The 21,525-nt window shown below is 59.0% G+C and carries 25 protein-coding genes and 2 pseudogenes; 17 read left to right on the top strand and 10 right to left on the bottom strand.

Translation table 11 applies throughout. From position 1 onward, the window contains the following. Positions 1–111: 111 nt before the first annotated feature. The 11 genes from KSAC_RS15470 to KSAC_RS15420 all read left to right on the top strand — a co-directional run bounded on the left by KSAC_RS15470 (position 112) and on the right by KSAC_RS15420 (position 8,347). Positions 112–936, top strand: coding sequence for a DNA/RNA non-specific endonuclease (locus KSAC_RS15470; RefSeq protein WP_243705408.1), 825 nt, complete (start codon positions 112–114; stop codon positions 934–936). A gap of 10 nt (positions 937–946) precedes the next feature. After that, entirely contained in the window at positions 947–1,198 is a 252-nt protein-coding gene (locus KSAC_RS15465; protein WP_132306650.1) for a hypothetical protein, read from the top strand. 627 nt (positions 1,199–1,825) lie between these two features. Continuing rightward, entirely contained in the window at positions 1,826–2,782 is a 957-nt protein-coding gene (locus tag KSAC_RS15460) for a DUF3991 and TOPRIM domain-containing protein (protein WP_007396075.1), read from the top strand. A 12-nt stretch (positions 2,783–2,794) separates the two neighbouring features. Further along, entirely contained in the window at positions 2,795–3,478 is a 684-nt protein-coding gene (locus KSAC_RS15455) for a hypothetical protein (protein WP_132306648.1), read from the top strand. Next, on the top strand, positions 3,450–5,465 hold the full coding sequence (locus tag KSAC_RS15450) for an ATP-dependent helicase (protein WP_243705407.1): 2,016 nt from the start codon (positions 3,450–3,452) through the stop codon (positions 5,463–5,465). Before KSAC_RS15455 ends, KSAC_RS15450 begins: the two co-directional genes overlap by 29 nt. A gap of 23 nt (positions 5,466–5,488) precedes the next feature. Beyond that, complete coding sequence (locus KSAC_RS15445) at positions 5,489–5,680, top strand: hypothetical protein (protein ID WP_132306646.1); 192 nt, start codon at positions 5,489–5,491, stop codon at positions 5,678–5,680. A 127-nt stretch (positions 5,681–5,807) separates the two neighbouring features. Then, on the top strand, positions 5,808–6,407 hold the full coding sequence (locus KSAC_RS15440) for an HD-GYP domain-containing protein (protein ID WP_165927370.1): 600 nt from the start codon (positions 5,808–5,810) through the stop codon (positions 6,405–6,407). A gap of 174 nt (positions 6,408–6,581) precedes the next feature. Further along, positions 6,582–7,070: a hypothetical protein gene (locus tag KSAC_RS15435; RefSeq protein WP_225063437.1), complete on the top strand. Its 489-nt coding sequence runs from the start codon at positions 6,582–6,584 to the stop codon at positions 7,068–7,070. 10 nt (positions 7,071–7,080) lie between these two features. Continuing rightward, a complete protein-coding gene (locus KSAC_RS15430; protein ID WP_132306643.1) occupies positions 7,081–7,605 on the top strand; it encodes a transcriptional regulator in 525 nt (174 codons plus the stop codon). Next, on the top strand, positions 7,598–7,876 hold the full coding sequence (locus tag KSAC_RS15425) for a DUF2312 domain-containing protein (RefSeq protein WP_007396083.1): 279 nt from the start codon (positions 7,598–7,600) through the stop codon (positions 7,874–7,876). The genes KSAC_RS15430 and KSAC_RS15425 overlap by 8 nt, the downstream gene beginning before the upstream one ends. A 12-nt stretch (positions 7,877–7,888) precedes the next feature. Beyond that, positions 7,889–8,347: a hypothetical protein gene (locus KSAC_RS15420; protein WP_132306641.1), complete on the top strand. Its 459-nt coding sequence runs from the start codon at positions 7,889–7,891 to the stop codon at positions 8,345–8,347. 198 nt (positions 8,348–8,545) lie between these two features. Here the strand turns inward: KSAC_RS15420 and KSAC_RS15415 are convergent, their stop codons facing one another. Further along, positions 8,546–9,016: a YaiI/YqxD family protein gene (locus tag KSAC_RS15415; RefSeq protein WP_132306639.1), complete on the bottom strand. Its 471-nt coding sequence runs from the start codon at positions 9,014–9,016 to the stop codon at positions 8,546–8,548. A 313-nt stretch (positions 9,017–9,329) separates the two neighbouring features. After that, on the bottom strand, positions 9,330–10,124 hold the full coding sequence (locus KSAC_RS15410) for a hypothetical protein (protein WP_132306637.1): 795 nt from the start codon (positions 10,122–10,124) through the stop codon (positions 9,330–9,332). A 378-nt stretch (positions 10,125–10,502) separates the two neighbouring features. Here KSAC_RS15410 and KSAC_RS15405 point away from each other — a divergent pair, with 378 nt between their 5' ends. Continuing rightward, on the top strand, positions 10,503–11,636 hold the full coding sequence (locus tag KSAC_RS15405; protein WP_132306635.1) for an AlbA family DNA-binding domain-containing protein: 1,134 nt from the start codon (positions 10,503–10,505) through the stop codon (positions 11,634–11,636). Positions 11,637–11,720: 84 nt separating this feature from the next. Next, positions 11,721–12,143 (top strand): hypothetical protein, encoded by a 423-nt coding sequence (locus tag KSAC_RS15400; RefSeq protein WP_165927369.1) that lies wholly within the window; start codon positions 11,721–11,723, stop codon positions 12,141–12,143. Between the two features lie 18 nt (positions 12,144–12,161). On the opposite strand, the pseudogene KSAC_RS17610 reads toward KSAC_RS15400, so the two are convergent. From KSAC_RS17610 to KSAC_RS15380, 4 genes and pseudogenes are all read right to left on the bottom strand, one after another. Next, positions 12,162–12,290 (bottom strand): annotated as a pseudogene (locus tag KSAC_RS17610) (IS5/IS1182 family transposase); the annotation flags it as partial. Between the two features lie 449 nt (positions 12,291–12,739). Further along, entirely contained in the window at positions 12,740–13,930 is a 1,191-nt protein-coding gene (locus tag KSAC_RS15390) for an IS91 family transposase (RefSeq protein WP_053323893.1), read from the bottom strand. Between the two features lie 19 nt (positions 13,931–13,949). Then, a complete protein-coding gene (locus KSAC_RS15385; RefSeq protein ID WP_006560376.1) occupies positions 13,950–14,861 on the bottom strand; it encodes a tyrosine-type recombinase/integrase in 912 nt (303 codons plus the stop codon). 578 nt (positions 14,862–15,439) lie between these two features. Further along, complete coding sequence (locus KSAC_RS15380) at positions 15,440–15,814, bottom strand: hypothetical protein (RefSeq protein WP_132306631.1); 375 nt, start codon at positions 15,812–15,814, stop codon at positions 15,440–15,442. 77 nt (positions 15,815–15,891) lie between these two features. Here KSAC_RS15380 and KSAC_RS17375 point away from each other — a divergent pair. From KSAC_RS17375 to KSAC_RS15365, 4 genes and pseudogenes are all read left to right on the top strand, one after another. Then, positions 15,892–16,065 (top strand): annotated as a pseudogene (locus tag KSAC_RS17375) (toxin-antitoxin system TumE family protein); the annotation flags it as partial. Further along, the gene (locus KSAC_RS15375; RefSeq protein ID WP_132306629.1) at positions 16,062–16,406 is read left to right on the top strand and encodes an HVO_A0114 family putative DNA-binding protein; all 345 of its coding nucleotides are present in this window, start codon (positions 16,062–16,064) and stop codon (positions 16,404–16,406) included. The pseudogene KSAC_RS17375 and the gene KSAC_RS15375, both read left to right, overlap by 4 nt. 788 nt (positions 16,407–17,194) lie before the next feature. Next, entirely contained in the window at positions 17,195–17,851 is a 657-nt protein-coding gene (locus KSAC_RS15370) for a hypothetical protein (RefSeq protein ID WP_132306627.1), read from the top strand. A gap of 56 nt (positions 17,852–17,907) precedes the next feature. After that, positions 17,908–18,189: a hypothetical protein gene (locus KSAC_RS15365; RefSeq protein ID WP_132306625.1), complete on the top strand. Its 282-nt coding sequence runs from the start codon at positions 17,908–17,910 to the stop codon at positions 18,187–18,189. A gap of 333 nt (positions 18,190–18,522) precedes the next feature. On the opposite strand, the gene KSAC_RS15360 is transcribed toward KSAC_RS15365, so the two are convergent. The 4 genes from KSAC_RS15360 to KSAC_RS15345 form a co-directional block, all read right to left on the bottom strand. After that, positions 18,523–18,834: a hypothetical protein gene (locus KSAC_RS15360; protein ID WP_132306623.1), complete on the bottom strand. Its 312-nt coding sequence runs from the start codon at positions 18,832–18,834 to the stop codon at positions 18,523–18,525. Positions 18,835–18,962: 128 nt separating this feature from the next. Continuing rightward, positions 18,963–19,595 (bottom strand): hypothetical protein, encoded by a 633-nt coding sequence (locus KSAC_RS15355; RefSeq protein ID WP_132306621.1) that lies wholly within the window; start codon positions 19,593–19,595, stop codon positions 18,963–18,965. Further along, positions 19,583–20,365, bottom strand: coding sequence for a hypothetical protein (locus KSAC_RS15350; protein WP_132306619.1), 783 nt, complete (start codon positions 20,363–20,365; stop codon positions 19,583–19,585). Before KSAC_RS15350 ends, KSAC_RS15355 begins: the two co-directional genes overlap by 13 nt. A gap of 87 nt (positions 20,366–20,452) precedes the next feature. Next, the gene (locus KSAC_RS15345) at positions 20,453–21,280 is read right to left on the bottom strand and encodes a hypothetical protein (protein ID WP_132306617.1); all 828 of its coding nucleotides are present in this window, start codon (positions 21,278–21,280) and stop codon (positions 20,453–20,455) included. Positions 21,281–21,525: the final 245 nt, after the last annotated feature.

Genomic DNA, 21,525 nt, shown 5'->3' with positions numbered 1-21,525 from the left:
TCCGGCGCGCAAGGCCGCCGCGTCAGCTCACTTGTACGCCCGGCCCCCATGCGGCATGATCGCGGGGAATGCGCCGGGACATCCCTCATCCAGACACGAAGGAAACGCAGCATGTTGCGTGATATCATGCCCGTCAGTGCGCTCGCGCTGACCCTGCTGGCGCTGCCCGCCTGTCCCGCGCATGCGCAATCCGCGTCATGCCCCGGTTTCGGTGTCGGGGGGCAGCTTCCGGCCCTGATCAATCCGAAGCTCACGCCGCGCACGACCCTGCTGTGCAACGAGGACTATGCGTCGCTGAACTCCGGTCTGGCGCATGAACCGCTCTGGTCCGCCGAACATCTGACGCGCGACGATATTGCGCGGGCCCGTGAGCTGGGGCGGGTGACCGACCGCTTCCATGCCGATCCCCGCCTGCCGCCCGGCGATGGGGCGACACTCGCGGATTACCGCCGTTCTGGCTATGACCGCGGCCATATGACGCCGTCGGGCGAAGCGCCGGACCTGACAGCCCAGGAAGAAACATTCTCTCTGGCGAATGTCGTGCCCCAGACCCCGGAACTCAATGAAGGGATATGGGCTGGCGTGGAAATGGCGGTGCGGGATCTCGCCTCGCGTGAAGGCGATCTCTACGTGGTGACCGGTCCGGCGTTCCACGGCAGCACGCAGGGGATCGGGCGTGATGTACTGGTTCCGACGTCCACATGGAAAGCGGTCTATGACCCGGTCAGCAAAGGCGCGGGCGTCTATGTCTGCAAGAATAATGAACAGCCCACATGCGCGGCCGTGAGCGTTGCGACGCTGATCCGTGTTGTCGGCGTGGATCCGTTTCCGGCGCTGTCCGATGATGTGAAGGCCACCATGATGACCCTTCCCGCACCACAGGCCAGTCCGTACCGGCCCCGTTCACACCAGCCGTTGCACATACAGGAGCCATGAGGAGAGAGACATGCCATTCACACCATTTGACGACCAGGGCGAGAGCAGCACGGTTGGCGGGCTTACCGTGGAAAACGGGAGCGACCGGATAGCGGTTTACGGGCAGATGTCCATCACCCGGGACCGCAGGGGGCTCGATGACGCGCGGGCGCTGAAGGAGGTGCTGGACGCCATTGTCGATGACCTGGAGCGCCAGCCTGATCTTCCGCAGGAAATCGGGACAGGGCTGAATACGCATCCGGTCCGTAATCCATTTGCCTGATACCGATGTTTTTCATCCGGATCGTGCCTCGGCGGCTCGTCGTGCGGTCCATCGGAAGCGGGCACGGGGAGCTGACGCTTCCTCAACCACCCTGACACGCCTGCGGCGTATCAGGGTGGCCCGTTGCGGGGATTACGGCCGCGCATCCAGCTTCAGTGTGACAGTGTCCCGGCCAGGGCGCCAAGACGGCCTTCGGCCCCGCTGGCGCGGCTTCGCGACCCTCGCGGCACCTTTGCCGTCCCGCGCCTGCCGCAGGGCGTTGCCCCGCGTCAGGCGCAGGCCGACCGGCTTGCTCAGGCCGCTCCGGTCCTGACTCCCTGTCCGGGCCACCGTCTTGCCCGGGGGCAGGATGTGGCTCAGAAAAACGCCTCCATCCCCTCCACTACCGTCACCGTCACGGGCGCCGCCGCCCCGCACCCCGGCAGGATATGGTCTAGTAAAACGTCACCATATCGCGCTGTCCGCAAGGTATTTGACGCCTTTTTTATTGTATTTAATTGGCGTTTATTGGTTCTTCCTGCACGTTTACTGTTGCGGTAGATCCAGTATTGATGTAGTAATATTCATGTAAAGGGGACGTCAGTTGTGTCCTGCTCCCGTTGTCTCCGGTAAAAAGGATTGGCTTCCATGAAATACCAGCGTTTCCGGCTTTCCGATCAGGACCGCACCAAGATCGTCTCAGGTGTTTCATGCGCGGCCCTTCTGGAGAAAAACGGCTATCTTCTTGATAAGGCGAAGAGCACGCGCAAGTGCCTCAAATATCGCAACGGAGCAAGCAACGTCATCGTCAATCACGAGGGACGGGGCTGGTGGCATGCAAACGGGGACGAAAAGGGCGATGTGTTTGCGCTCATGCGTCACCTGCACCCGGAAATGGGATGGCGCGATGTCTGTCTCGAACTGGGCCAGCTCATCGGCGTGGAACCGGAAGGGGCCGCCTATGTCCGGTCCCGTCCCGCCACCACCGACACCCGCGCGCCCGCGGAACGCTGGGCACAGAAGAAGAGCCTTCGTCGGGGTGGCAGGGTCTGGGATTACCTGGTCCGCGAGCGTTGCCTGCCTGAAGACGTCGTGCGGCGCGCGGCCATGAAAGGCTGCATCCGCGACGGGTATCACGCCGCCTGGTTCGCCCATACAGATGCGGACGGGAAAGTATGCGGTGCGGAGCTGCGCGGGCCGGAGACGCATATGTGTCTTGGCGGCACGATCAAGAGCCTGTTCCGCTTCCAGCCCGGCAGTGCGGCGCAGGTGCGTCGCCTCGTCGTCTGCGAGGCGGCCATTGATGCGCTTTCCTTTGCGGCCCTCGACCGGGTCCGGACCCCGGATACGATGTACTGCTCGACTGGTGGCGCCATGGGGCCGGAGACGAAGGCGGCGATCCGGGCGCATCTGGCCGACATGCGGCAGATTCCCGATGCGGTCCTGATCGTTGCGACGGATGACGATGATGCGGGCGACGGTTTTGCCGACACGCTTTACGGGCTGGCGGAAGATGCGGGTGTCGAGTTCGCCCGGCGCCTGCCGCCCGACCGTTCCAAGGATTTCAACAGCACACTCAAGAACATGGCTGCTGCGGCGGCCTGAAGGAAACAGATCATGACCGGTTCTGACCAGGCCCGCGTGGCCTACGAACTTTCCCTGCTGACCAATCTCGGTGAAGCGGTGGATACCCTGCTGGAGGCGTTCTTTCGCCACCCGGATGCCCCGAGGCATCTGGTCCGGACGCCACGTCTGGGCAATGACATCCCGTGGGTGCTGGTTGCCTGCGATGGCGATGAGTCGAGTATGACGGGCCTCGTTGTAGGCGGGACATGGGATGGCAAGGGCTGGGATTTGGCCGGAAGCTTTACCCTGTTCACCTGTGATGGCGACGCGCAGGGGAAGTTTGTGGAGATATCCGGACGGGCCGGACGGATACGTCCGCAAGGCACCGTGCCCGGCGTCGGTCCGCTTCGTCCGGATCTGATTGCATTGCAGGCCGAGCTTGTAGGCGCGACATTCCAATGGGCGCGCAAGGCGGGGCTGGTCCGCCAGTGGACGGCCGGGGCTGCGGTCAGTGGAGACGGCGTTTTCCCCCAGACCTTTGTTGAACTGCGCTTCGGGGCGGACTGTTACCGGGGGCTTGTCATCGGGGGTGAAAAGGACCGCGATGACCGCTGGGACTATAGCGGGGTCGTGACGCTGCTGCTGCCCGACGGCAGGATCGTGGATCTCGATGCGGCGCAGGCGGATATGGTGGAGGAACTGGTCCATGGCGGGCATGCAGACCTTTCCCGGTGAGGCCATGCTGGCGGGGCTGACGCCGCCGCAGCGCCAGGCCGCGCGACAGGAAGGTGCGGTTGTCGTGCTGGCCGGGGCGGGAACCGGCAAGACCCGTACGCTGGTGGCCGGCGTGGTCGACCGTATCGGGCGACGGAATATCGCACCTTCGCGCATCCTTGCCGTTACCTTCACCAACCGGGCCGCCGAGGAAATGCGCAGCCGCATTGCGGATGCCGTGGGCGTAGACCGTGCCCCCGGATGGATCGGCACCTTCCACGCGCATGGCCGTCGCCAGCTGCGCACCGACCCCGACATCGCGCTGCTGCGTGACGGCTTCGGTATCGCCGATGCCGAGGATAGCAGGCGTATCGTGCGCAGGTTGCTGCAGGCGGCAATGGCGGACGGGGCGCTGGACGCGCAGGACGGCGATACGTTCCGGCAGCGGGTGAAGTCCGTCACCACGCGCATTGCGCTGTTCAAGGATGATCTGGTGCTTCCGCAGCAGGCCGCCGCGGGTGTTGATGCCCTGATGCAGCGCTATCCGGGCCAGACGCCCGAAGACGTCATGGCGTGGCATCTGGCTGCGGCCCTCTACCCGGCCTATCAGGAAGCGCTGCGTGAAGCGAACATGGCCGATTTTGGCGACCTGCTTTTATGGCCCACGGTGACGATGCAGCGTGACGAGGATTACCGGCGTGACTGGGGGCGTCGCTTTGACGCGATCCTTGCCGATGAGTTTCAGGACGTGAACCGCCTCCAGTACCAGTGGCTGCAGCTGCTCAGCCGGGACCATGGCGAGATCTTCGCGGTAGGCGACGACGCGCAGTCGATTTACGGCTGGCGTGGGGCCAATGTGGGCTATATCCGCAATTTTCTGAATGACTTTCCCGGCGGCACGATGATCGCGCTGGAACAGAACTTCCGGTCCACGGGACATATCCTCTCGGCGGCCAATGCCGTGATCGCCCTTGATTCCGGTCGCCTGGAAAAGACCCTGTTTACCGCAACCGGGGCAGGGGACCCGATCGAGACCATGGAATTCAGTGGCGGTCTCGAGGAGGCGCAGGGCATCGCATTGGAACTCGGGCGCCGCCTGCTCGAAGGCGTGGCGCCCGACGACATCGCGATCCTCTACCGGTTCAATTTCATGTCGCGCCTGCTCGAAGAACAGCTTCTGAAAGCGAAAATTCCCTACGAACTGGTCAATGACACCGCATTCTGGCAGCGCGGGGTCATCCGGGATGCGCTGGCATTGCTCAGGCTGGCCTCATGCCCGGACGACATGCAGAGTGATGAGGCGTTCCGGCGCGTGATCAACCAGCCCGCGCGTGGGGTTGGCGCAAAAACGCTGGCGAAGATCGAGGCGGTGGCGGAGCAGGACTATGTGTCGCTGTTTCGGGCGGCCGAGCAGCTCTTTGGCACCGCACGGGGCAGGTCTGCTGACAGGGTGCGGACATTCCTGTCCACCATCCGCGAAATCAGCGCGTCGGGGGATGCCCCGCTGGCAGAGCGTATCCGTGAACTGCTTGACCGGACCGGGTATGCGGACATGTACCGAGCGGCGGGTGAGGACGGGCGCGCCGCGCTGGAAAACCTTGAGGAACTGGTCGGTCTCTGTGTTGAGTTCGCGACCCTTGCGGATCTCTTCGATCATGCGGCACTTGGATCGGTCTCGGGGCAGGCATCCGGAGAAGGACGGGTCCGCCTGATGACGATCCACGCCGCGAAGGGATTGGAATATGGCCATGTCTTCCTGATGGGCTGGGAAGACCGGCTGTTTCCGTCCGCCACCAATCCGGACGCTGATGAGGAGCGCAGGCTGGCCTATGTCGCCCTGACGCGGGGCCGCCGGCGCGTCGCGGTCACCTGGTGTGCATGGCGAGGTGGCAGGTTTGCCGAACCTTCGGTATTCCTGTCGGAAATACCACCCCGGGCCCTATGCCGTGGCTGGCTGAGAAACCGCCTCAGTGGCACGGCCTCGTCCCCGTCGGGGCACAGGGTCTGAATGCAGGAAGGAACGCCGTCAGCATGTCCGTTACAGGAAAGCCCGCAATGCAGACCGAGGCGACGGCGCCCCGTACGCCGGGCCACGCATGGGCCCATCAATGCGAAATCTGTGGCGAAGGTGCAGCGTTCGGGTGCGCCGACCGCCAGGGCGTGACGCACTGGTTCTGCGGCGATCATCGCCGGGAGGGCGAAAGACGCACCCGGCGCGTGTGACGCCCTTTTTTCCTGCCCGGCTGCATGGACCCACAACCGGGCGGGAAATACTGCCATCATGAAAAACTCTCTCGATACATGTGTGGCATATGCGGGCGGTTCGCCGGCTTATGCCCATGGAAGGCTCATGCAGCTCGCACAGGTTGCGGGACGGGAACTTGATGGACATGGGAACCGGGTTGCCGCCATCGCGCCGATCGTTTTCGATGCCGCCGGTCTGCCCACGGGACTGCGCCACCTGCTTCTTATTGGCGCCCGGCTGCATGATATCGGCAAACGGTGGGTTCCGCCTGCCATCCTGTATGCGCCGCGTCGGCTGACAGCCCCCGAATGGACGATCATGACGCGCCATCCCGCTTACGGCATGGCGATCGTCGGCAGGCATGTCTCGCACATCCCCCGCATCGTCCGGGACTGCGTTCTGCTGCATCACGAACGCTGGGATGGAAGTGGATATCCGCATGGTCTGGCCGGGCCGGATATCCCGGTCATGGCACGTATCGTCGGCATTGCCGATTTCATCGACGCACTGGCCTCCCGGCGCAGCTACAAGCCACCTGTGCCCATGGATGTGGTGCGCTCAATCCTTTTGCGCGAGCGGGGCAGGATGTTCGATCCCTATCTGACCGACCGGGCGATACGGCATTACGACCGGATCATCGCAGCCCGGCTTGCGGAGCAGGCTGATACCGGAGTGGAGGGGGATCGGGCTACCGCCGAGAGGTAAGGCCCCCCTGATCCGGACAGGCGTGTCACCATGACGCAAAGGGAGTGCGCGACGCGATCCTGCAGTCCCTGTCCGCACCCACAAACGAGCGATCCATACTTCAGGCATACAAACCTGGAGGAAAAAATGGCGCGACGTTCGGTGCGCCGGCCAGTGCCGGTGCCATATGCACGCATGAACGAGACAGACCGGGAGCGGGCGCGGGGGCTGATACTCGCCCATGTCCGTAACGCGCTCGTGGCAGGTCCCCATGCAGTCCTCGAACTGAGGAAGGGACTGCCAGCCGAGATCCTCGGTGCATTCCCGGTCGTCCTTGGTGAAATGGTGGAGGCGGGGGAAATCGCGTCCATGGGCCACAGCGTCTACGCGCGTGTTCCATGGATGCCTGCGACGCGGAAGGTCGTGGCATCACCGGTCAAGGACATGGTGTTTGCGGCCCTCTCGGAACTGGCGAGGGAAGGCAGTCTGCCTTCCGAACTGGCGGAGAAGCTGGTTTTGCCCGTCAGGGAGGTGGAGCGCGCGCTCGAATCCCTTGAAGGTGAAGGGGTGGTTCATGAAAGCCGCATACCGGGCCGCTACCGTCCGGTAAGCCGCCGGATGGCATCCCATGTGCGTCGTGGCGCGGCGGGCCGTGTGTTTGCTGATGTGCTGTCCCATGCCTGACGGGGCGGCGGTGACACTCCCGCTCCCGTTGCGGCATGTGCCTGCGGCGAATGGGCGTTACGACAGTGGTCGGCGGATCAGGGCAGGTACCCTCATCCGTGCCTGTCTGTTCGATATCGGCTGGCCGCTTCGTCAGGCGGCCCGGCGGTCAGGATTCAGCCGCAACCGCGTCGGGGAGTTTGCGGCGGGGGAGCCCGCCGATCCGGAATTCGTCGCGTGGCTGTGCGCGTTGCGTGCCATCCATAAGCGGTTTTCTTCGCCATTCGCCCGGTCGATCAATGTCACGGGCAACCGGCCGCCTTACCGGGGACGAGAGGTGTACCGGGCGATTACGGTTATCGGCTGGTCGACCCGGCTGCTGGCTGAACGGATGGGCGCGCACCGCACGGCCCTGTTGCGCCACCTTGACCGGGGAGGCGCGCTGGAGCCGCGCTCGTCGCGCTGGCTGGAGCAGCTTGAAACGGGGCATGAGACCTATCCCCGTCCGGAATGTCGGGTTTTTACAACAGATACGGAAGGGTCCTCTCATGTTTGATGAGGGTGAAGCGGATGGCGGCGCGGGTGCCGCTGCCGTCGGTGGGATCGCGGCCGACCGGCTGCGTAGCATAATTGAACGCGTGGAGCGCCTTGAGGAAGAGCGCAAGGCGTTGGCTGGCGACATCAAGGACATCTACACCGAAGCAAAATCGGCAGGTTTTGATGTGAAGACCATACGCCAGATCATCCGGATCCGCAGGCTGGAGCCTGCGGCTGTGGAAGAGCACGAGATGCTTCTGGATCTCTATCGCCGTGCGCTGGGAATGTAAGGGAGCCTGTCGATGCAAACATTGCCCCGCGGTGCCGCAGGTTTCGGTTTTCCAATGGCAGGCGGCAGCTCGCCAGTAGCGAGATGTGATGCGCACCTGCAGATATCCATCAGGCTTCACAGCTTTGGGGAAAATGTCCCCCATAGAGGTACCGGGGGTGCGGACCGGCGCGGGACACAGATTGCCGCGCTGTGTCTTCTCCTGGCGAGTGATGCATTCGATGGTTTTTCAGCCGTCGATCAGCTGGGTACGGCCGTCATTCCCTTCGTCCATGCGCCGTTCCTGCCCATGACATGGCCATTACTGGTGGTGGTTGTTCTGGTTTCCCTTGTGGCAGGACTTTGGGCCGGGCGTGAATTGCGCGACATCCGTGCATCCATGCCGGTCGTTGGCCGGTTGCGGCATTTTTTACGCTTTGGGATGTTCAGTGGTGCGGCGCTCGGGTGTCTTATGGCGCATTTTCTATGCTGAATCTGACGTCAGATCAAAATCTACCAGCCAGACGCGTGAGCGGATCCCTCCCGCAGGATACATACCCACATTAGAAAATATGTGGGTATGACACGAGGAAAAGGCTGCAGTGGCCTTTCACTTCGGTCGCTCAACGGGTCATCCAGTCAACCTGGAACCGGACATTTCCGGGTGGAATTTCAAACGGACTGCAATGCATTAGCCGGCATTCGGGCCACATCGGGGCTTGCGCGCCCTTACAACCAACGTATCGAGTTCCGAGAGGAAGCGAGATCGATCCGCCTTCCCAAACGCAGTCCCGGTCGAGGTCATAACGCCCACCGAGCGCAGATCTGTCATCAGATTGCGCATCGCCAACGCCATGCCAATCGCATCACGGTCCAGACGGCGCCCCTTCGGTTCGAGAACGTACGAGCCTTTTTCAACGCAGCGCGCCGCCAGTGGAATATCCGCCGTAATGACGATGTCCCTGTTCACGGTGCGCTCGGCAATCCAGTCATCTGCGACGTCAGGTCCTGAATCTACCACTACGCGCTCGATTAACGGCGATTCCGGCACCGCAATCATCCGGTTGGAGACAACGAAAACATGCAAGCCATAGCGCCCGGCCACACGATACACTTCGTCTTTCACGGGGCAGGCATCAGAATCGATGAAAATACGGACCATGCCCCAAGCTGCCGTAGCATCGCATGAACCGCAAACCCCGGGCCACTTGACCACTGACGCAGATGACTGGTTTCGCCTTCATGTCGGACATAGAAAGCTGTGCAGGATGTTATCTACAGCAGACATAAAAAAATTATCCATCCACGAGAGGTTAGAGATGCTTGAGAACTCCGTTTTTGGGTGTCAACATAAGCATAACCAACTTTCGTCAACTAACTTACCTGCGACTGATCCTATATTCATATTGTGAATTTTATAAGTATAGGTAATTTTTAAATAAATTATACGTTGCTATCGTTACTTTATAGATAAACTACAATGTAGAATAAAATTTCCATGATTTTTTTACAAGACGATTCAATGAATACCAAAATATAAATCTACTAATAGGACAAAATTTTCCAGTTTTTTTTCTATATATGTGATCTGCCAAGTCAGAATTTTTTGCTTTTTGTTTATATTCGTTTTTTGAAAGTTTTGTAACATGTGTAATATATACTTCTGAAGCCATTTGATACGAATGAGCTTCATGTTCACTCTCACAATTGAGGTAATTAAGATATTTATATTCTTTATAACAAGAATTTTTGTGTTCGGCCCGTTCTGCTTCTCGCCCTAGTCTAACAGCATTTGATCCATGACCATCACGAAAATAGTTTTCATTGAATTGAATTTGCAACGCATGCACAAGCTCATGAATCACAACATGAAAAATACGATATGAAATCTCTTCTTGGGTTTCATTGACAGAATCATAGAACCTGTCATCTTTTCCGTGACGATGGGCAAGTCCTTTTATAGTTACTTTCATTGCTTCATACTGTGAGCATTCTCCCTTTATTTCCTTTATATTAAATTTATCTTTTGTAAGATCGTTATCTATAACAATTTCCACATCGTAGTTGGATATACGTGTCTTGTTAATTACTACTGACATGCGAATACACTGTTCTGATTTAATTTTTATGGAAATAAAATCAGATATTTCTTTTATATTAGGAATTGCTAGGCGTATAAAATCACTAATGTCTTTTTGCGTATGCTTTGAATGTAATAATTTATTTTTCTGAAATATATTTTTTATGATAGATTTTTTTTTACAATGCATTGGTCTGCCTATTTTATGGTATGAGTTAAAGTCTTATTGTCCGATATATTCATATCTCACCTACACGAAAAAACCACTAAGACAAGAATTGGAATGACTAGCAATTCATATTTTCTCCTGGACAGCAGACTCTTTCTCTTCCCCCGCACAAAATTGTCTGTCAGTTCAACGCACATGAAGCAGACCAGCGGTGGTCGCCTCATGTCGGACGAAGGCGGCATATTAACAATAGTTGGAAAGCGGACGGCGGATCGTCGGTAAGACTGCTCCGCAACGCTCTCAATTTGTGTATTCTGAGCCACTGATATGAATTACTCGAACCCTAAGAGATAGCGGGAATTACATAGCTACAAAGATTATCGGCAGGAGGAAATCTAAGTGCTAAGAGATGTGTTATTTGAAGATATTAAAGAAGAACATATTAGCTCGCTCGTAGAAGATGCGGTCGCAGAAGACCTTTACATCGAATTCAAGTCTGAGACCTACGGCAAGAATGATGAGGCAAAACGCGAGTTACTTTCTGATATTTCTGCTTTTTCGAACACACAAGGGGGTGACCTTCTCCTTGGAGTGGCGGGTCAGGCTGGGCAAGCAAATGCTCTTCCAGGCATAAATGTGACCGACGTGGATGCAGAAATCCTACGACTGGAGAGCATTATCAGAGATGGTCTGGAGCCACGTGTAGCGGGTATACGATCACGCGCATTGAGACTGACATCTGGGAAGCTGGTCATTATTATGAGGATACCAGCGAGTATGATTGCTCCGCATCGCGCAGTCATAAGTAAAGGTGGTAAATTTTATCGCCGCAACAGTGCGGGAAAGTATGAAATGGACATCCAAGAGCTGCGGGTAGCTTTTGCCGGCGAAGAACGTCTCGTCAACCGTTTGACCGCAATCCACGAGGAAGCTGTCGCTGCAGCCAAAGGCAGGAATATGCCGTTTTCGATCGGGGCGTTGCCGGCTGCCGTGTTGTCCTTGACACCGTTGGACTACTTTCGACAAATGCGAGAAGTTGAACTTGACGAATTTAATTCCCAGCAGCCCTACCTGAAGCGGCCTGCGTCCACATCGTGGATGACTACGCTAGAAGGAACGCTTATCCACGGGCTCCTAAATGAAAGTGGCGATTCCATTGTCGAAGGATATGCCCATACGCACAGATCTGGCCGCGTTGAGGCGGCATGGAGACTTGGTGGTCCCCGCCGGATATCACCGGAGACCGAAGCGCAGCTCGTTTTTGCCAAGCAGTTCGAAGATGGCCTGTGTGATCAAGCGATGACAGCAGCAAATCGCTTAATTCAGGTTGGCATTTCTGGACCGTGGTTCGTAGCTATCACGATCCTCAATATTAGAGGATATAATCTCCATCGCGACAATTTTCATGGAACCGCAGCATACCGCGACGAGGCGGCTCTCCCTTATTCACGACTTGAAAGTATCACCGTAGAGACGCTTACGCCGGTTTTTAACGCTTTCTGGAGATTGTTCGGACATAGGCGTCCGAAGTAATATACGGCCTAATTGATATGAAAAGTGGTTTTTGTAAATAGAAGACAGTTTTTCTGTGGATAAAAATAATCATTGGAGCGCAATATGACAGAGAATAAACTTATGACCGTTGATGTTCGAGATGTTGTACTGTTTAAAAAAACCATCGAAAAAGTCAGTGGGGAAATATTCTCAGAAGGAAAAGGTTCTCGTCCGAGCGTGGTTTTTTGTATCAGAAACAATCTTAGAATAGCTTTGCCGTTGTATTCGAGTGTGAAAGAAGGTTGGAAAGCTCCTTGCGGTCGACTTGGTATAGAACCACGTCAAGGCAATGGATTAGAAAAATTGTCTCAAATTGGAGTGGATAATTCATTCATATTAAAAGAAGAAAACTTTGTTAAAAAAATAGGTCAAGTGGATGAGATTGACTTCATGAGCTGCCGTATTATGTTTGAGTATTATAGGAAATCTGTAACAGATGAAGAATTACTTGAAAAACTTTCAATAATACCGGTTTGTAAGTTTTAATAATATAAAAGGTCAGATGTTGAACAGTTCGTGCAAATCATGCCGCCGGTGTTCCGCGCCCTCTCGCATCAGAACCAGATACGGGACAGCCAACGACCACTCTTCGTCTGATACGTCAGAGGGACACGGCTTGCGAACTTCCGTCATTCAGCATTACTGAACTAATCACGCACAAAATTACATAACACTCTCTAGCGTTTTGTACGCCTTTCCGTATGCATAGCCGCCAATCTGTGAGGCGTTGCGACAGCTATTCGAATTTTTCGCTAGAAAGCAGACCTTCCGCTGTCCTGAAGGGTTTCGGGCGCCGCCAGGCGTACGAAAGTCTGGGAAGACCGAACCCGCGACACCGGGACTCAGTTATGGGGAATTTGCAACTGGCGCCACCCCGGGGGAGAGGCTGAGCCAGAGCATACAGGTGCGTTTGTGGAACTGGAACGGATTTTTGTGACCGGATCTGCATGACGCGATGTCAGAACTGGCAGTATAGGCAGCGATTTTCCCGGGTTTTCCAGTGATGCGTACAGGAGATACGGTTTGTCGGAGCGATGCCACTCCGATATCGGGATCGGTCATGCTGTAATCTCTGCGGGCTGTCATGGTGATCCCCCGGCCGGATCAGTCGCCCGTGGTGGTCCTCGGGGCTGGCACCAGCGGGGAAGGATCTGGATGACGACCATCGGACCACCACAGCATGGGCACGGCGGTGGCGTGGCCGGTTCGGCTTCCGGGACTTCTGGCGCTGGTGTGGATATGACATTCAGCAGTTCCCGCACCCGGGCCAGACTGGCCTTGCGGCTGGAACTGGCCAGCAGGCCATAATGGCGGATGCGATGAAATCCCCGTGGCAGGACATGCAACATGAAGCGGCGGATGAACTCATCCGTGGCGAGCGTCATGACCTGCTGCTGGTGGGCCGTGTCCCGCCTGTAGTCCTTGTAGCGGAACGTGACACCTTTTTCGTTGAACGCCAGGAGGCGACGGTTCGAGATGGCGACGCGGTGGGTATAGCGCGACAGGTAGGCCAGCACCGCTTTGGGGCCGGCAAAAGGCGGCTTGGCGTAAACGACCCAGCGCCTGCTGCGCACAGGAGCCAGATACCGCAGAAAGGCACGACGCTCTGCCAGAGGGGCAAGATGGCCCCGGAAGACCAGCCGGTCGGCATCGAAAAGTGCGCGCAGCCGGGTCAGGAACAGGCGGCGGAACAGTTTGCCCAGCACGCGAACGGGCAGCAGGAAGGCAGGGCGTGACGAGATCCAGCGCTGGCCATCGGGCGAGAGACCGCCACCCGGCACGATCATGTGCACGTGGGGATGGTGGGTCAACGCCGAACCCCAACTGTGCAGCACAGCGGTAATGCCGATGCGCGCGCCCAGATGCCGGGGATCGGCGGCGATCGTCATCATCGTCTCCGAGGCAGCCTGGAACAGCAGGGCGTAGAGAACGGCCTTGTTCTGGAGTGCGATGTCGGCGATCCGCGTCGGCAGGGTGAAGACGACATGGAAATACCCGACCGGCAGCAGATCGGCCTCCCGCTCGGCCAGCCATGTCCGCGCGGCGTTCCCCTGACAGCGCGGACAATGACGGTTGCGGCAGCTGTTATAGGCGATCCGCCAATGTCCACAGTCTCCGCAGGCCGCGACATGACCACCAAGGGCCGCCGTGCGGCAGTGTTCGATCGCCGACATGACCTTGAGCTGCTGCAGGGGGAGACGGCCGGCATGTGCTGACCGCCAGGCAGGGCCGGCAGCCCGGAAGATGTCCCCCAGTTCGAGGGAGGCGGACACGACCGCCCCCGCCCGGGGATCAGCCGTCGGGCCTCGCCTGCGTTGTCGCCAGCATGCCCAGTCTGTCGAGCGGACTGATGACGGCCCGCACGGTCCGTGTCGCAACTTTTGTATAAAGGGCCGTGGTCTCCAGGCGGGAATGACCCAGCAGAACCTGGATCACTCGGACATCGACACCATCCTCAAGCAGGTGCGTGGCAAAGCTGTGCCGCAGGGTATGAGGCCCCACACGTCTGGTGATCGAAGCAGCCCGCGCGGCATCGACAACCACACGATGGAGTTGCCGTGTGCTGATGGGCCTCATGGTGTCCTGCCCGGGAAAAAGCCAGCCACCGGAATGCATCACGCCCTGCTGGCGTCCGGCCTTCCACCACTCCCGCAGCAGGGGCAGAAGGTCTGCCGGAAGCATGGCGTTGCGATATCGTCCCCCTTTGCCCCGTTCGACCCTGAGCAGCATGCGCTCGCTGTCGATATCACTGATCTTGAGAGCTGCGACCTCGGCCACCCGCAGGCCTGCCCCATAGGCGACCGACAGGGCGGCCTGATGCTTGAGGCATACGGTCGCGTTGAGCAACCGGGCAACTTCATCGCGGCTCAGCACGACGGGCAGGTTGCGGGGCTGCGCCACCCGGACCAGCTTGCGTGCAAGGTCGGGGCGGTCGAGCGTCTGGGTGAAGAAAAACCGCAGCGCCGACACGATGGCATTCATGGTCGGTGTCGGCATGCCAGCCGCGTTCTGCGCAATCTGGAACTGGCGCACATCCTCGACTGTTGCCGTGTGGGGTGAGCGGCCCAGAAACGTGGCGAAACGGCCGACATCGCGAAGGTAATTGCGCTGCGTCTCCCGGGAGAACCGCCGCACCGCCATGTCATCAAGCAGGCGCTGGCGAAGGGGACTGATTGCAGCAATGCACAGGGACTCTGTCATCATCCGGCTCCTTCTGGTGGGAAGAAGCCAGAGTGCTTGGCCCGATCAGGACAGTTCCAAATAAAACAGATCGCTCACGCCGTGGTGACAGACCTGCACACCGCACCAATCCCGCGCAGCGGGTTCGTTCTCCCCCCCCAAGAAGACGAAAAAATGCAATCACTGCAGCGCCTGACCCGCCTGTGACGATAACCGTCAACGGGAGCAAAAAAGCGAAAGACACGGCTGAATGAGCCGCCACGGGGCGACCGACGCGTCTGTCTGGAGGCGTCGTCGATCCTTGCAACCCGGCTGCGCCGGGTCCTTCGCTTTGCTGCGGTGCTGCGGTGCTGCGGTGCTGCGGTGCTGCGGTGCTGCGGTGCTGCGCATGCCATGATCGCCTGTGACGCCTCCCTCCATCTGCGCATCGGCTGCCCCGTGGCGGCAGCGTAGCAGGAGGAAAAAGGGAAATGGAGCGCACGTCCAAAAAGGCTAGCGAAGACAGGCAGGATATGTGGCGGAGATCGCCGCCGCCCAACTCGCCGCTGTCGTGGGTGTGCTGCCCATCCTGCGCCACTCCAGTGCTGCCGTTGACTACCTGCTCAACCTGGCACGCGCCAACGAGGGCGCAATTTGCGTTGCGTCGTGGCCTGATCGCGTCGAAGGAGCTGGTAGGTGGCTACGGCGAACGCCGAGCCCAGCGCCAGCGCATGGATGATCGTATCGAGGCGGATCAGATTGTCCTCTGCGGCCTCGAAAAGCGCAAGGCCTGTATGACCCCGAAGCCAGTAGGTCAGGGGAAGCAGAATATCCGCGCGCAGGTCGACGCCCCGTATCACGAAATCTGCCACGACCCCACAGATCCCGAACAGCACAACAAGGCACGCAAAATAGGCCGCTACGCCGTGCCACAGCGCCCCAAGAACATGGTAGAGCGTACAGAAAATGGGGCGACGGTTGGGGGAAGGGGCCGACATTGCGCGCTCCGGGAAACAGGCTGGGCGGAAGGGTTCCATACGTTAACCTCTGATGTCGCAAAAGTACAGGGACGGGATATCGCCTCGCTTTCGTTGCGGATGGCGCCTGCGTGATCCGCTACGACAATGAAGCGGGGAAGGGTGATCACAAGCATATCGCCGAAAACGAAGTTCCATACCGTTTCTTCGGGATCGAGGAGCTGCTGGCGGATTTCTGGAAAGACGTGGAAACCTGGAGGGAAAGACAGTGAGAACGGTAACTCTTGGAATATCCTCCCTGGAGGACACGAGGCGGCGGGCAGCCGCCGCGTTCCGTGGTGAACATGTGGGGGAGTTCATCAGTTTCGCCAGTGTGGATCTCCTGTGGCGTGTCCTGACCACGAAGCGTTGGGATATACTCAGGGCTATGACCGGGCAGGGTGAAATGACCATCCGCGAAGTCGCCCGCCGGGTGGGACGTGACGTCAAGGCCGTTCATGGCGACGTGCAGGCTCTCCTGTCGGCCGGCGTCCTCGACCGTACCGAAAGCGGTCGCGTGCTGTTCCCCTATGACGCCGTTCATGTAGATTTCACTTTGCGCAAGGCAGCCTGAGCAGGTCCCGTCCGGTTCAGAAACCGTGGACGTACGATCTTCTTGAATACGGGTGGCCCTTCGGGTTCGCTCGCCAAGCTTCTCCAGACGGCTGCGCCGCCAGGAGAAGTCCAGCCCCCTGCGGGGTCTGTCCGCATTCGCGCTAATGCTCCCCCACATCCTTGTCCATGATCGGCATGAAGTCGAAAAACGGCACGGGGAGCGGGACGCCTCCTCAACCACCCTGACACGCCTGCGGCGTATCAGGGTGGCCCGTTGCGGGGATTACGGCCGCGCATCCAGCTTCAGTGTGACAGTGTCCCGGCCAGGGCGCCAAGACGGCCTTCGGCCCCGCTGGCGCGGCTTCGCGACCCTCGCGGCACCTTTGCCGTCCCGCGCCTGCCGCAGGGCGTTGCCCCGCGTCAGGCGCAGGCCGACCGGCTTGCTCAGGCCGCTTCGGTCCTGACTCCCTGTCCGGGCCACCGTCTTGCCCGGGGGCAGGATGTGGCTCAGAAAAACGCCTCCATCCCCTCCACTACCGTCACCGTCACGGGCGCCGCCGCCCCGCACCCCGGCAGGATATGGTCTAGTAAAACGACAGATGTTTATTTGTTTTCAAGTAAAAAATATCCGAATATAACAAATAAAAACGGACGTTATTAGCCGTTTTCTTCGGCTTCTCTCTTGCTATGCTTGGGTATTCGTACTAAGTTTTTCTTGTCGGGAGGGATTGGCCCTTCCGGCTCAAGCGCCCCGGCAGGTGCTACGAACACCACGCCGGGACTGCGCCAGAAATGAAGGTTAGTTTCATGTCCGACGTTGCAACCACCATCGCCCACAACGCCACCGCTGGCAAGGCTTCTCCCGCCGAGGCCCGCCGTGCGAACGAAGCACGCGCCCGTGCAAAGGGCTATGCCGCCCCCTCGCTGGCAGCCGTTCTGGACCTCGCGCCCAATGACGACCAGATGGCGAAGATCGTAACCTCCTTTGGCATCGAGGCCGGAGATGCCGACGAGCTGACCGGGCTGGGAAGCACCATGATTCGCGACCAGTACACCGCGCTGGGCCCGATCCTTGTTACCATGTATCGCGGGGAACCAAATTATCAGGGCCTCAAAATCCACCTTGATCGCGTGGTTGATGGCGTCGTCCGGTCCGCCTATGGCGCGGCCGAGTTCTACGAAAAGCGCCGCCAGATCGCGCGGGATGCCGTCAACGCCTTTACCAACGAACACCGCGACGAGGATCGCATGGGCATTGATGGCGGTGCAAACCGGGTGGATGGCCTGCGTGAAATCGCAGCGCAGCACGCCGCAAAATCCTACGCCCTTGCCTGCATCGCCGCCGGAGCATGCGCCGCATATGAAGAACTGATGGGGCAGGCGTGGCAGCCCTACGTGGCCAGCAACGCCCGCAGCGTCTCGGAACAGGCGGCGGCGCTCAGGAATGACGCGCTGGGCTTCTGATCCAGTCAGCCGGGCCAGACGGCCCGGCACCCCTTCCGTGCCAAAATGGACACAAAATGCCAGACACCTACCCCACCGCCCGCCGTATCCTGCGGGCAATCCTTCCCCCGCCCCAGACGCCAAAGCACAGGGAAGACAGGCTCAAGGCCGCTGCAACGGTTTTTCAGAATGTCGCCATTGGCATCGTCGGGGTCGGCCTGATAACGCCGTTTTTCGCCGGGGTCGGAGTCTTTCAGCCTCATCGGGCAGGGCTGGCGCTCTGTGCGGCTGTGGTCCTCGAAATCGTTTCTTTGCTTTTCCTGCTCTATATCCCGTATAATGACACAAAGGAGGACTGAAACATGGACCTGACCCATTCCATCCTTACGATTGCCGTCCCCTTCTGCCTGCTCACTGGAATCGTGGCGGTAGCGCTTGGGCCGATAGCCGACCGGCTGGCCCGACTACGCAAATCCCTTTAAACGATCTACCATGCAGAGGCGGCCCCACGGGTCGCCTTTCTTATTTGTGCAGCGCGTATACGCCATGGTCCAGCGTGGGTAGCGCCGTCCGCGCCGTCAAGTCGGCCTTCGGCCCCGCTCGCGCGGCTGCGCAACCCTCTCCGCACTCCGGCCGTCATGCGTAGGGCGCAAGGCGCGGCCTCGCCCCATACGCATGACCGTCGGGCTTGTTCAGGATGCTTCGGACCTGACCGCGCGGACAGCGCCGGAAGGTCCTTCGGCAATCGCCCGACGACCGTTCCATGTCGCTGAAAACCGGTCCAGTTCAGCCTCACGTCGTGCTGCCGTCTCCGCAAGCACGACAACGCTCCATTCCTCCCGGGCGGCGCTGTAGCGCCAACCGGCCCGTGTCATCTCGATCCGTCCGGCGATCGGGATTTCGCGGACGAACCGCAGCGCGAGACGCTTCCCGCGATACGCCCTGCCTTCCCCCTGCGCCTCCATGATCATCCATTCTTCTGCTGCTTTCCGTTCTGCGGCCATCGCTGCTACTGCCTGTTGCCATGCGGGACGGCCCGGCTGTCTCATTGGGGTAATGCCCCGCCTTCTGGTGTTATGTGTGTTCGCATTGTGGGTGCGGCCCTCCCGCGTGACGCGGGAGGCGGACATCTTTACGATCCCGTGGATTGGGGTTGGGGCGTGTCGTCGTCCAGATCGCACCAGGCCCGGCTGGTGTTCGGGTTGATGTACGTGTGGCTGGTGCAGTATTCGCCGCGCCTGAACTGCGGCCACGTCGCAGCCATCGTCAGGGCCGAGCCGAGAACCACCAGAATGACCCCGCCCATGACAAGCCGCGTATAGGCGCGCCATCGCGCTTCGCGGTAGAACTTGACCTCCTGCGTCGGCAGTGCCTCGCGTATCCTGTGGAACACCTGCGTTCGCAGGTCTTCCGTAACTGCGCTCACCATTGTTCCGACAATGTTCTGTTTCTCGCGCTCCAGAAACAGTACCTGTCTTTCGATACGGCCTCTGCCAACCTGTTCCATCTGGGTAACGGCAGCTAGCGCCTTATCCATTTCGGGCCGGAACGCTTCGAGTAGCGTGACGGCCGAGTGAAGGCTGTCACGAGCGCTCTGTGACGCGGTCGACGTGTCGGCAGCCCCGGTCTGGATCATCGAAAGATATTCCAGCAACAGCACGCCTAGAGGGCTGTCAGGCGTTATGCCTGCATCATGAAGGCGTATCAGCAGGCGCTCGCGCGCCTGCTGGAACGGATTGCCGTTACTGTCGGTCAGGGAAGCCATTTTGTAGCTCCGCTTGCTTTTAAGGCTGCCGTGAACTCTTGCAGCCATTTCTCGGCCATGAATTTCCACAGCGGGTTGAGCGGCTTTCCGTTGCTCGTTGGTTTGCCTGCAATTGCATCGAAAACTGTCAGGCCACCTTCCTCAAGATATTTCATGCATGTCAGGGCAGGCATCTTCACCGGAAGAACCCCACTCTGTCGCATTTCCCGAAAGCGGTTATCCTCCCTCACCCATTCAAAAGGGTCTTTGGTTTTGCTGTGCGTCCGACTTAACCCTTCGTTCATGATCAGAATAGAGTCCACGTCCCGAAATGCAGACGATGACCAGATGCGATAGGCATGATCAAAGTCATCACGTTCGGGCCCGGTAAAATACATGAATGTCGGGATAAATCCGTTCCCTTTGAGGAAGTCGGCCAAGGGGACTTCATTGGCGAGTTCTTCGCTCACGCGGTCCCCGCCGCCCATATCAATGATGATTGAGGCCTGACGGCTTATGGCGGTGGCCAGAGATGCAGCGAGCCACGTTTTGCTGGTTTCCAGCTCGGCATCAAGCGGTCGTTCGATTCCGTTTTTCCCGTTCGGATCGAAAATTCGCGAAAGGGTAGGGTTGTTTACGTCGCCGTCAGCAACAAGCGTGGGCCGACCGGCTTCAATCGCATTATGGGCAATTACGGCGCACCCAAGGCTGCCGCCTCCACGACCGCGCCCCAGACGCCATACGGCGCGATAGCTGGTGGTGCTCTCGGCTTTTGAATTTCCAGCACTCATGGATGACTGACTCCTCATGATGGACAGGCCCTGTTGCCTGCCTCATGGGAATATCGGTCATCCGGTTGTGGGTCCGGACAGGGGAGATCAGATGACGTATTTGTAGGATTGCCCACACATGACGACATCTTCCTCATCCATCGTCATGGTACGGTTTGTTTCGTGACGCTCGCGCAGCATGCGCGAGACGACGCGAACCCAGTCCAGTTCATATTCAAAATGCCACTTGCTCGGGTAGCCCGGAAGGTCATCAAACTTCCATGGATGTCCTGTTGCACCGCTGATTTCCCCTTTTTTGGCGGGAGGGAAATTCTCTTCCTCGCAGGGCGGTAAGGCCATGCCCCGCGCGTCGCTCAGGATCTTCTGTTTGGGATATTGACCCGGGGGGGTGGTTGCCTGATCTGCTGCGGCGCCGATGGGCTTCCGTGCATCAAACTCGGCCTGTCGCTTCTGCTGAAGTGCGGCTGCCTCATCAGACGCGCGCTTTTCGCGTGCCCATGCTGCTGCACGCTCGGCTTCTGCCATTCTGTTGCGAAGATGCTCATCTTCTTCGTGCCGCGTGCGCCGATCTGTTGCCGGACTGGAGCGTCGTGCGTCCACCTGAACGGCTGCTGGTCCGGTCTGCTGTGCTTCTGTGGCGTGGACATCAGCGCGCTCCTTACGGGCCGCCATCCATTTGCCCACGCGGTACCACATCATCTTGGCGCATTTTACGGTCGGAGCCAGCCCCCGCGCATTCACCAGTCCGACCTCGGTGAACCATCGACACAGGGCCACCCAGTCAATGCGGCGACCATCGCAATGACGCAGGATTTCCGCGCGATGCCGTTCCATCCATGCCCGCAACGACAGCGTTCCGCGCGCTTCATCAAGCGCCGTCAGTGCCCCTTCAATGCCGATGGTTCCCGCAGACATCTCACTCTCCTGATCCCACTGGAGCGCGCCCTGTGGCGCTGCCAGAGGCATATCACGATCACGCCACGATTACAATAAGACCACGGTTCGGCTACGCCATCACTATATGAGGACTACAAAAGGACTACAGAAAATTCTTAAGTCCATATACAAATGCACCCGTTCCGGGTGCCCCCTGCCGGGGGCGACAGGAAGACCGCCTGGTGGCGGGCTGTAGTCGTCCTCGCCCTAGTCATTTTCCTGAC

It is taken from the genome of Komagataeibacter saccharivorans (assembly GCF_004348195.1).
Taxonomy (GTDB): Bacteria; Pseudomonadota; Alphaproteobacteria; order Acetobacterales; family Acetobacteraceae; genus Komagataeibacter; species Komagataeibacter saccharivorans.
Note: the sequence above shows the minus strand (reverse complement) of the source record. Positions and strands in the feature narration are given on the sequence as shown.

Coding starts and splice junctions, on each gene's coding strand:
- KSAC_RS15400 (WP_165927369.1), top strand. CDS start 11,721: ATGACAGAGAATAAACTTATGACCGTTGATGTTCGAGATGTTGTACTG.
- KSAC_RS15435 (WP_225063437.1), top strand. CDS start 6,582: ATGAACGAGACAGACCGGGAGCGGGCGCGGGGGCTGATACTCGCCCAT.
- KSAC_RS15445 (WP_132306646.1), top strand. CDS start 5,489: ATGTCCGTTACAGGAAAGCCCGCAATGCAGACCGAGGCGACGGCGCCC.
- KSAC_RS15410 (WP_132306637.1), bottom strand. CDS start 10,124: ATGCATTGTAAAAAAAAATCTATCATAAAAAATATATTTCAGAAAAAT.
- KSAC_RS15460 (WP_007396075.1), top strand. CDS start 1,826: ATGAAATACCAGCGTTTCCGGCTTTCCGATCAGGACCGCACCAAGATC.
- KSAC_RS15355 (WP_132306621.1), bottom strand. CDS start 19,595: ATGGCTTCCCTGACCGACAGTAACGGCAATCCGTTCCAGCAGGCGCGC.
- KSAC_RS15455 (WP_132306648.1), top strand. CDS start 2,795: ATGACCGGTTCTGACCAGGCCCGCGTGGCCTACGAACTTTCCCTGCTG.
- KSAC_RS15345 (WP_132306617.1), bottom strand. CDS start 21,280: ATGTCTGCGGGAACCATCGGCATTGAAGGGGCACTGACGGCGCTTGAT.
- KSAC_RS15380 (WP_132306631.1), bottom strand. CDS start 15,814: ATGTCGGCCCCTTCCCCCAACCGTCGCCCCATTTTCTGTACGCTCTAC.
- KSAC_RS15415 (WP_132306639.1), bottom strand. CDS start 9,016: ATGGTCCGTATTTTCATCGATTCTGATGCCTGCCCCGTGAAAGACGAA.
- KSAC_RS15385 (WP_006560376.1), bottom strand. CDS start 14,861: ATGATGACAGAGTCCCTGTGCATTGCTGCAATCAGTCCCCTTCGCCAG.
- KSAC_RS15420 (WP_132306641.1), top strand. CDS start 7,889: ATGCAAACATTGCCCCGCGGTGCCGCAGGTTTCGGTTTTCCAATGGCA.
- KSAC_RS15425 (WP_007396083.1), top strand. CDS start 7,598: ATGTTTGATGAGGGTGAAGCGGATGGCGGCGCGGGTGCCGCTGCCGTC.
- KSAC_RS15470 (WP_243705408.1), top strand. CDS start 112: ATGTTGCGTGATATCATGCCCGTCAGTGCGCTCGCGCTGACCCTGCTG.
- KSAC_RS15370 (WP_132306627.1), top strand. CDS start 17,195: ATGTCCGACGTTGCAACCACCATCGCCCACAACGCCACCGCTGGCAAG.
- KSAC_RS15450 (WP_243705407.1), top strand. CDS start 3,450: ATGGCGGGCATGCAGACCTTTCCCGGTGAGGCCATGCTGGCGGGGCTG.
- KSAC_RS15360 (WP_132306623.1), bottom strand. CDS start 18,834: ATGGCCGCAGAACGGAAAGCAGCAGAAGAATGGATGATCATGGAGGCG.
- KSAC_RS15465 (WP_132306650.1), top strand. CDS start 947: ATGCCATTCACACCATTTGACGACCAGGGCGAGAGCAGCACGGTTGGC.
- KSAC_RS15350 (WP_132306619.1), bottom strand. CDS start 20,365: ATGAGTGCTGGAAATTCAAAAGCCGAGAGCACCACCAGCTATCGCGCC.
- KSAC_RS15440 (WP_165927370.1), top strand. CDS start 5,808: ATGCAGCTCGCACAGGTTGCGGGACGGGAACTTGATGGACATGGGAAC.
- KSAC_RS15365 (WP_132306625.1), top strand. CDS start 17,908: ATGCCAGACACCTACCCCACCGCCCGCCGTATCCTGCGGGCAATCCTT.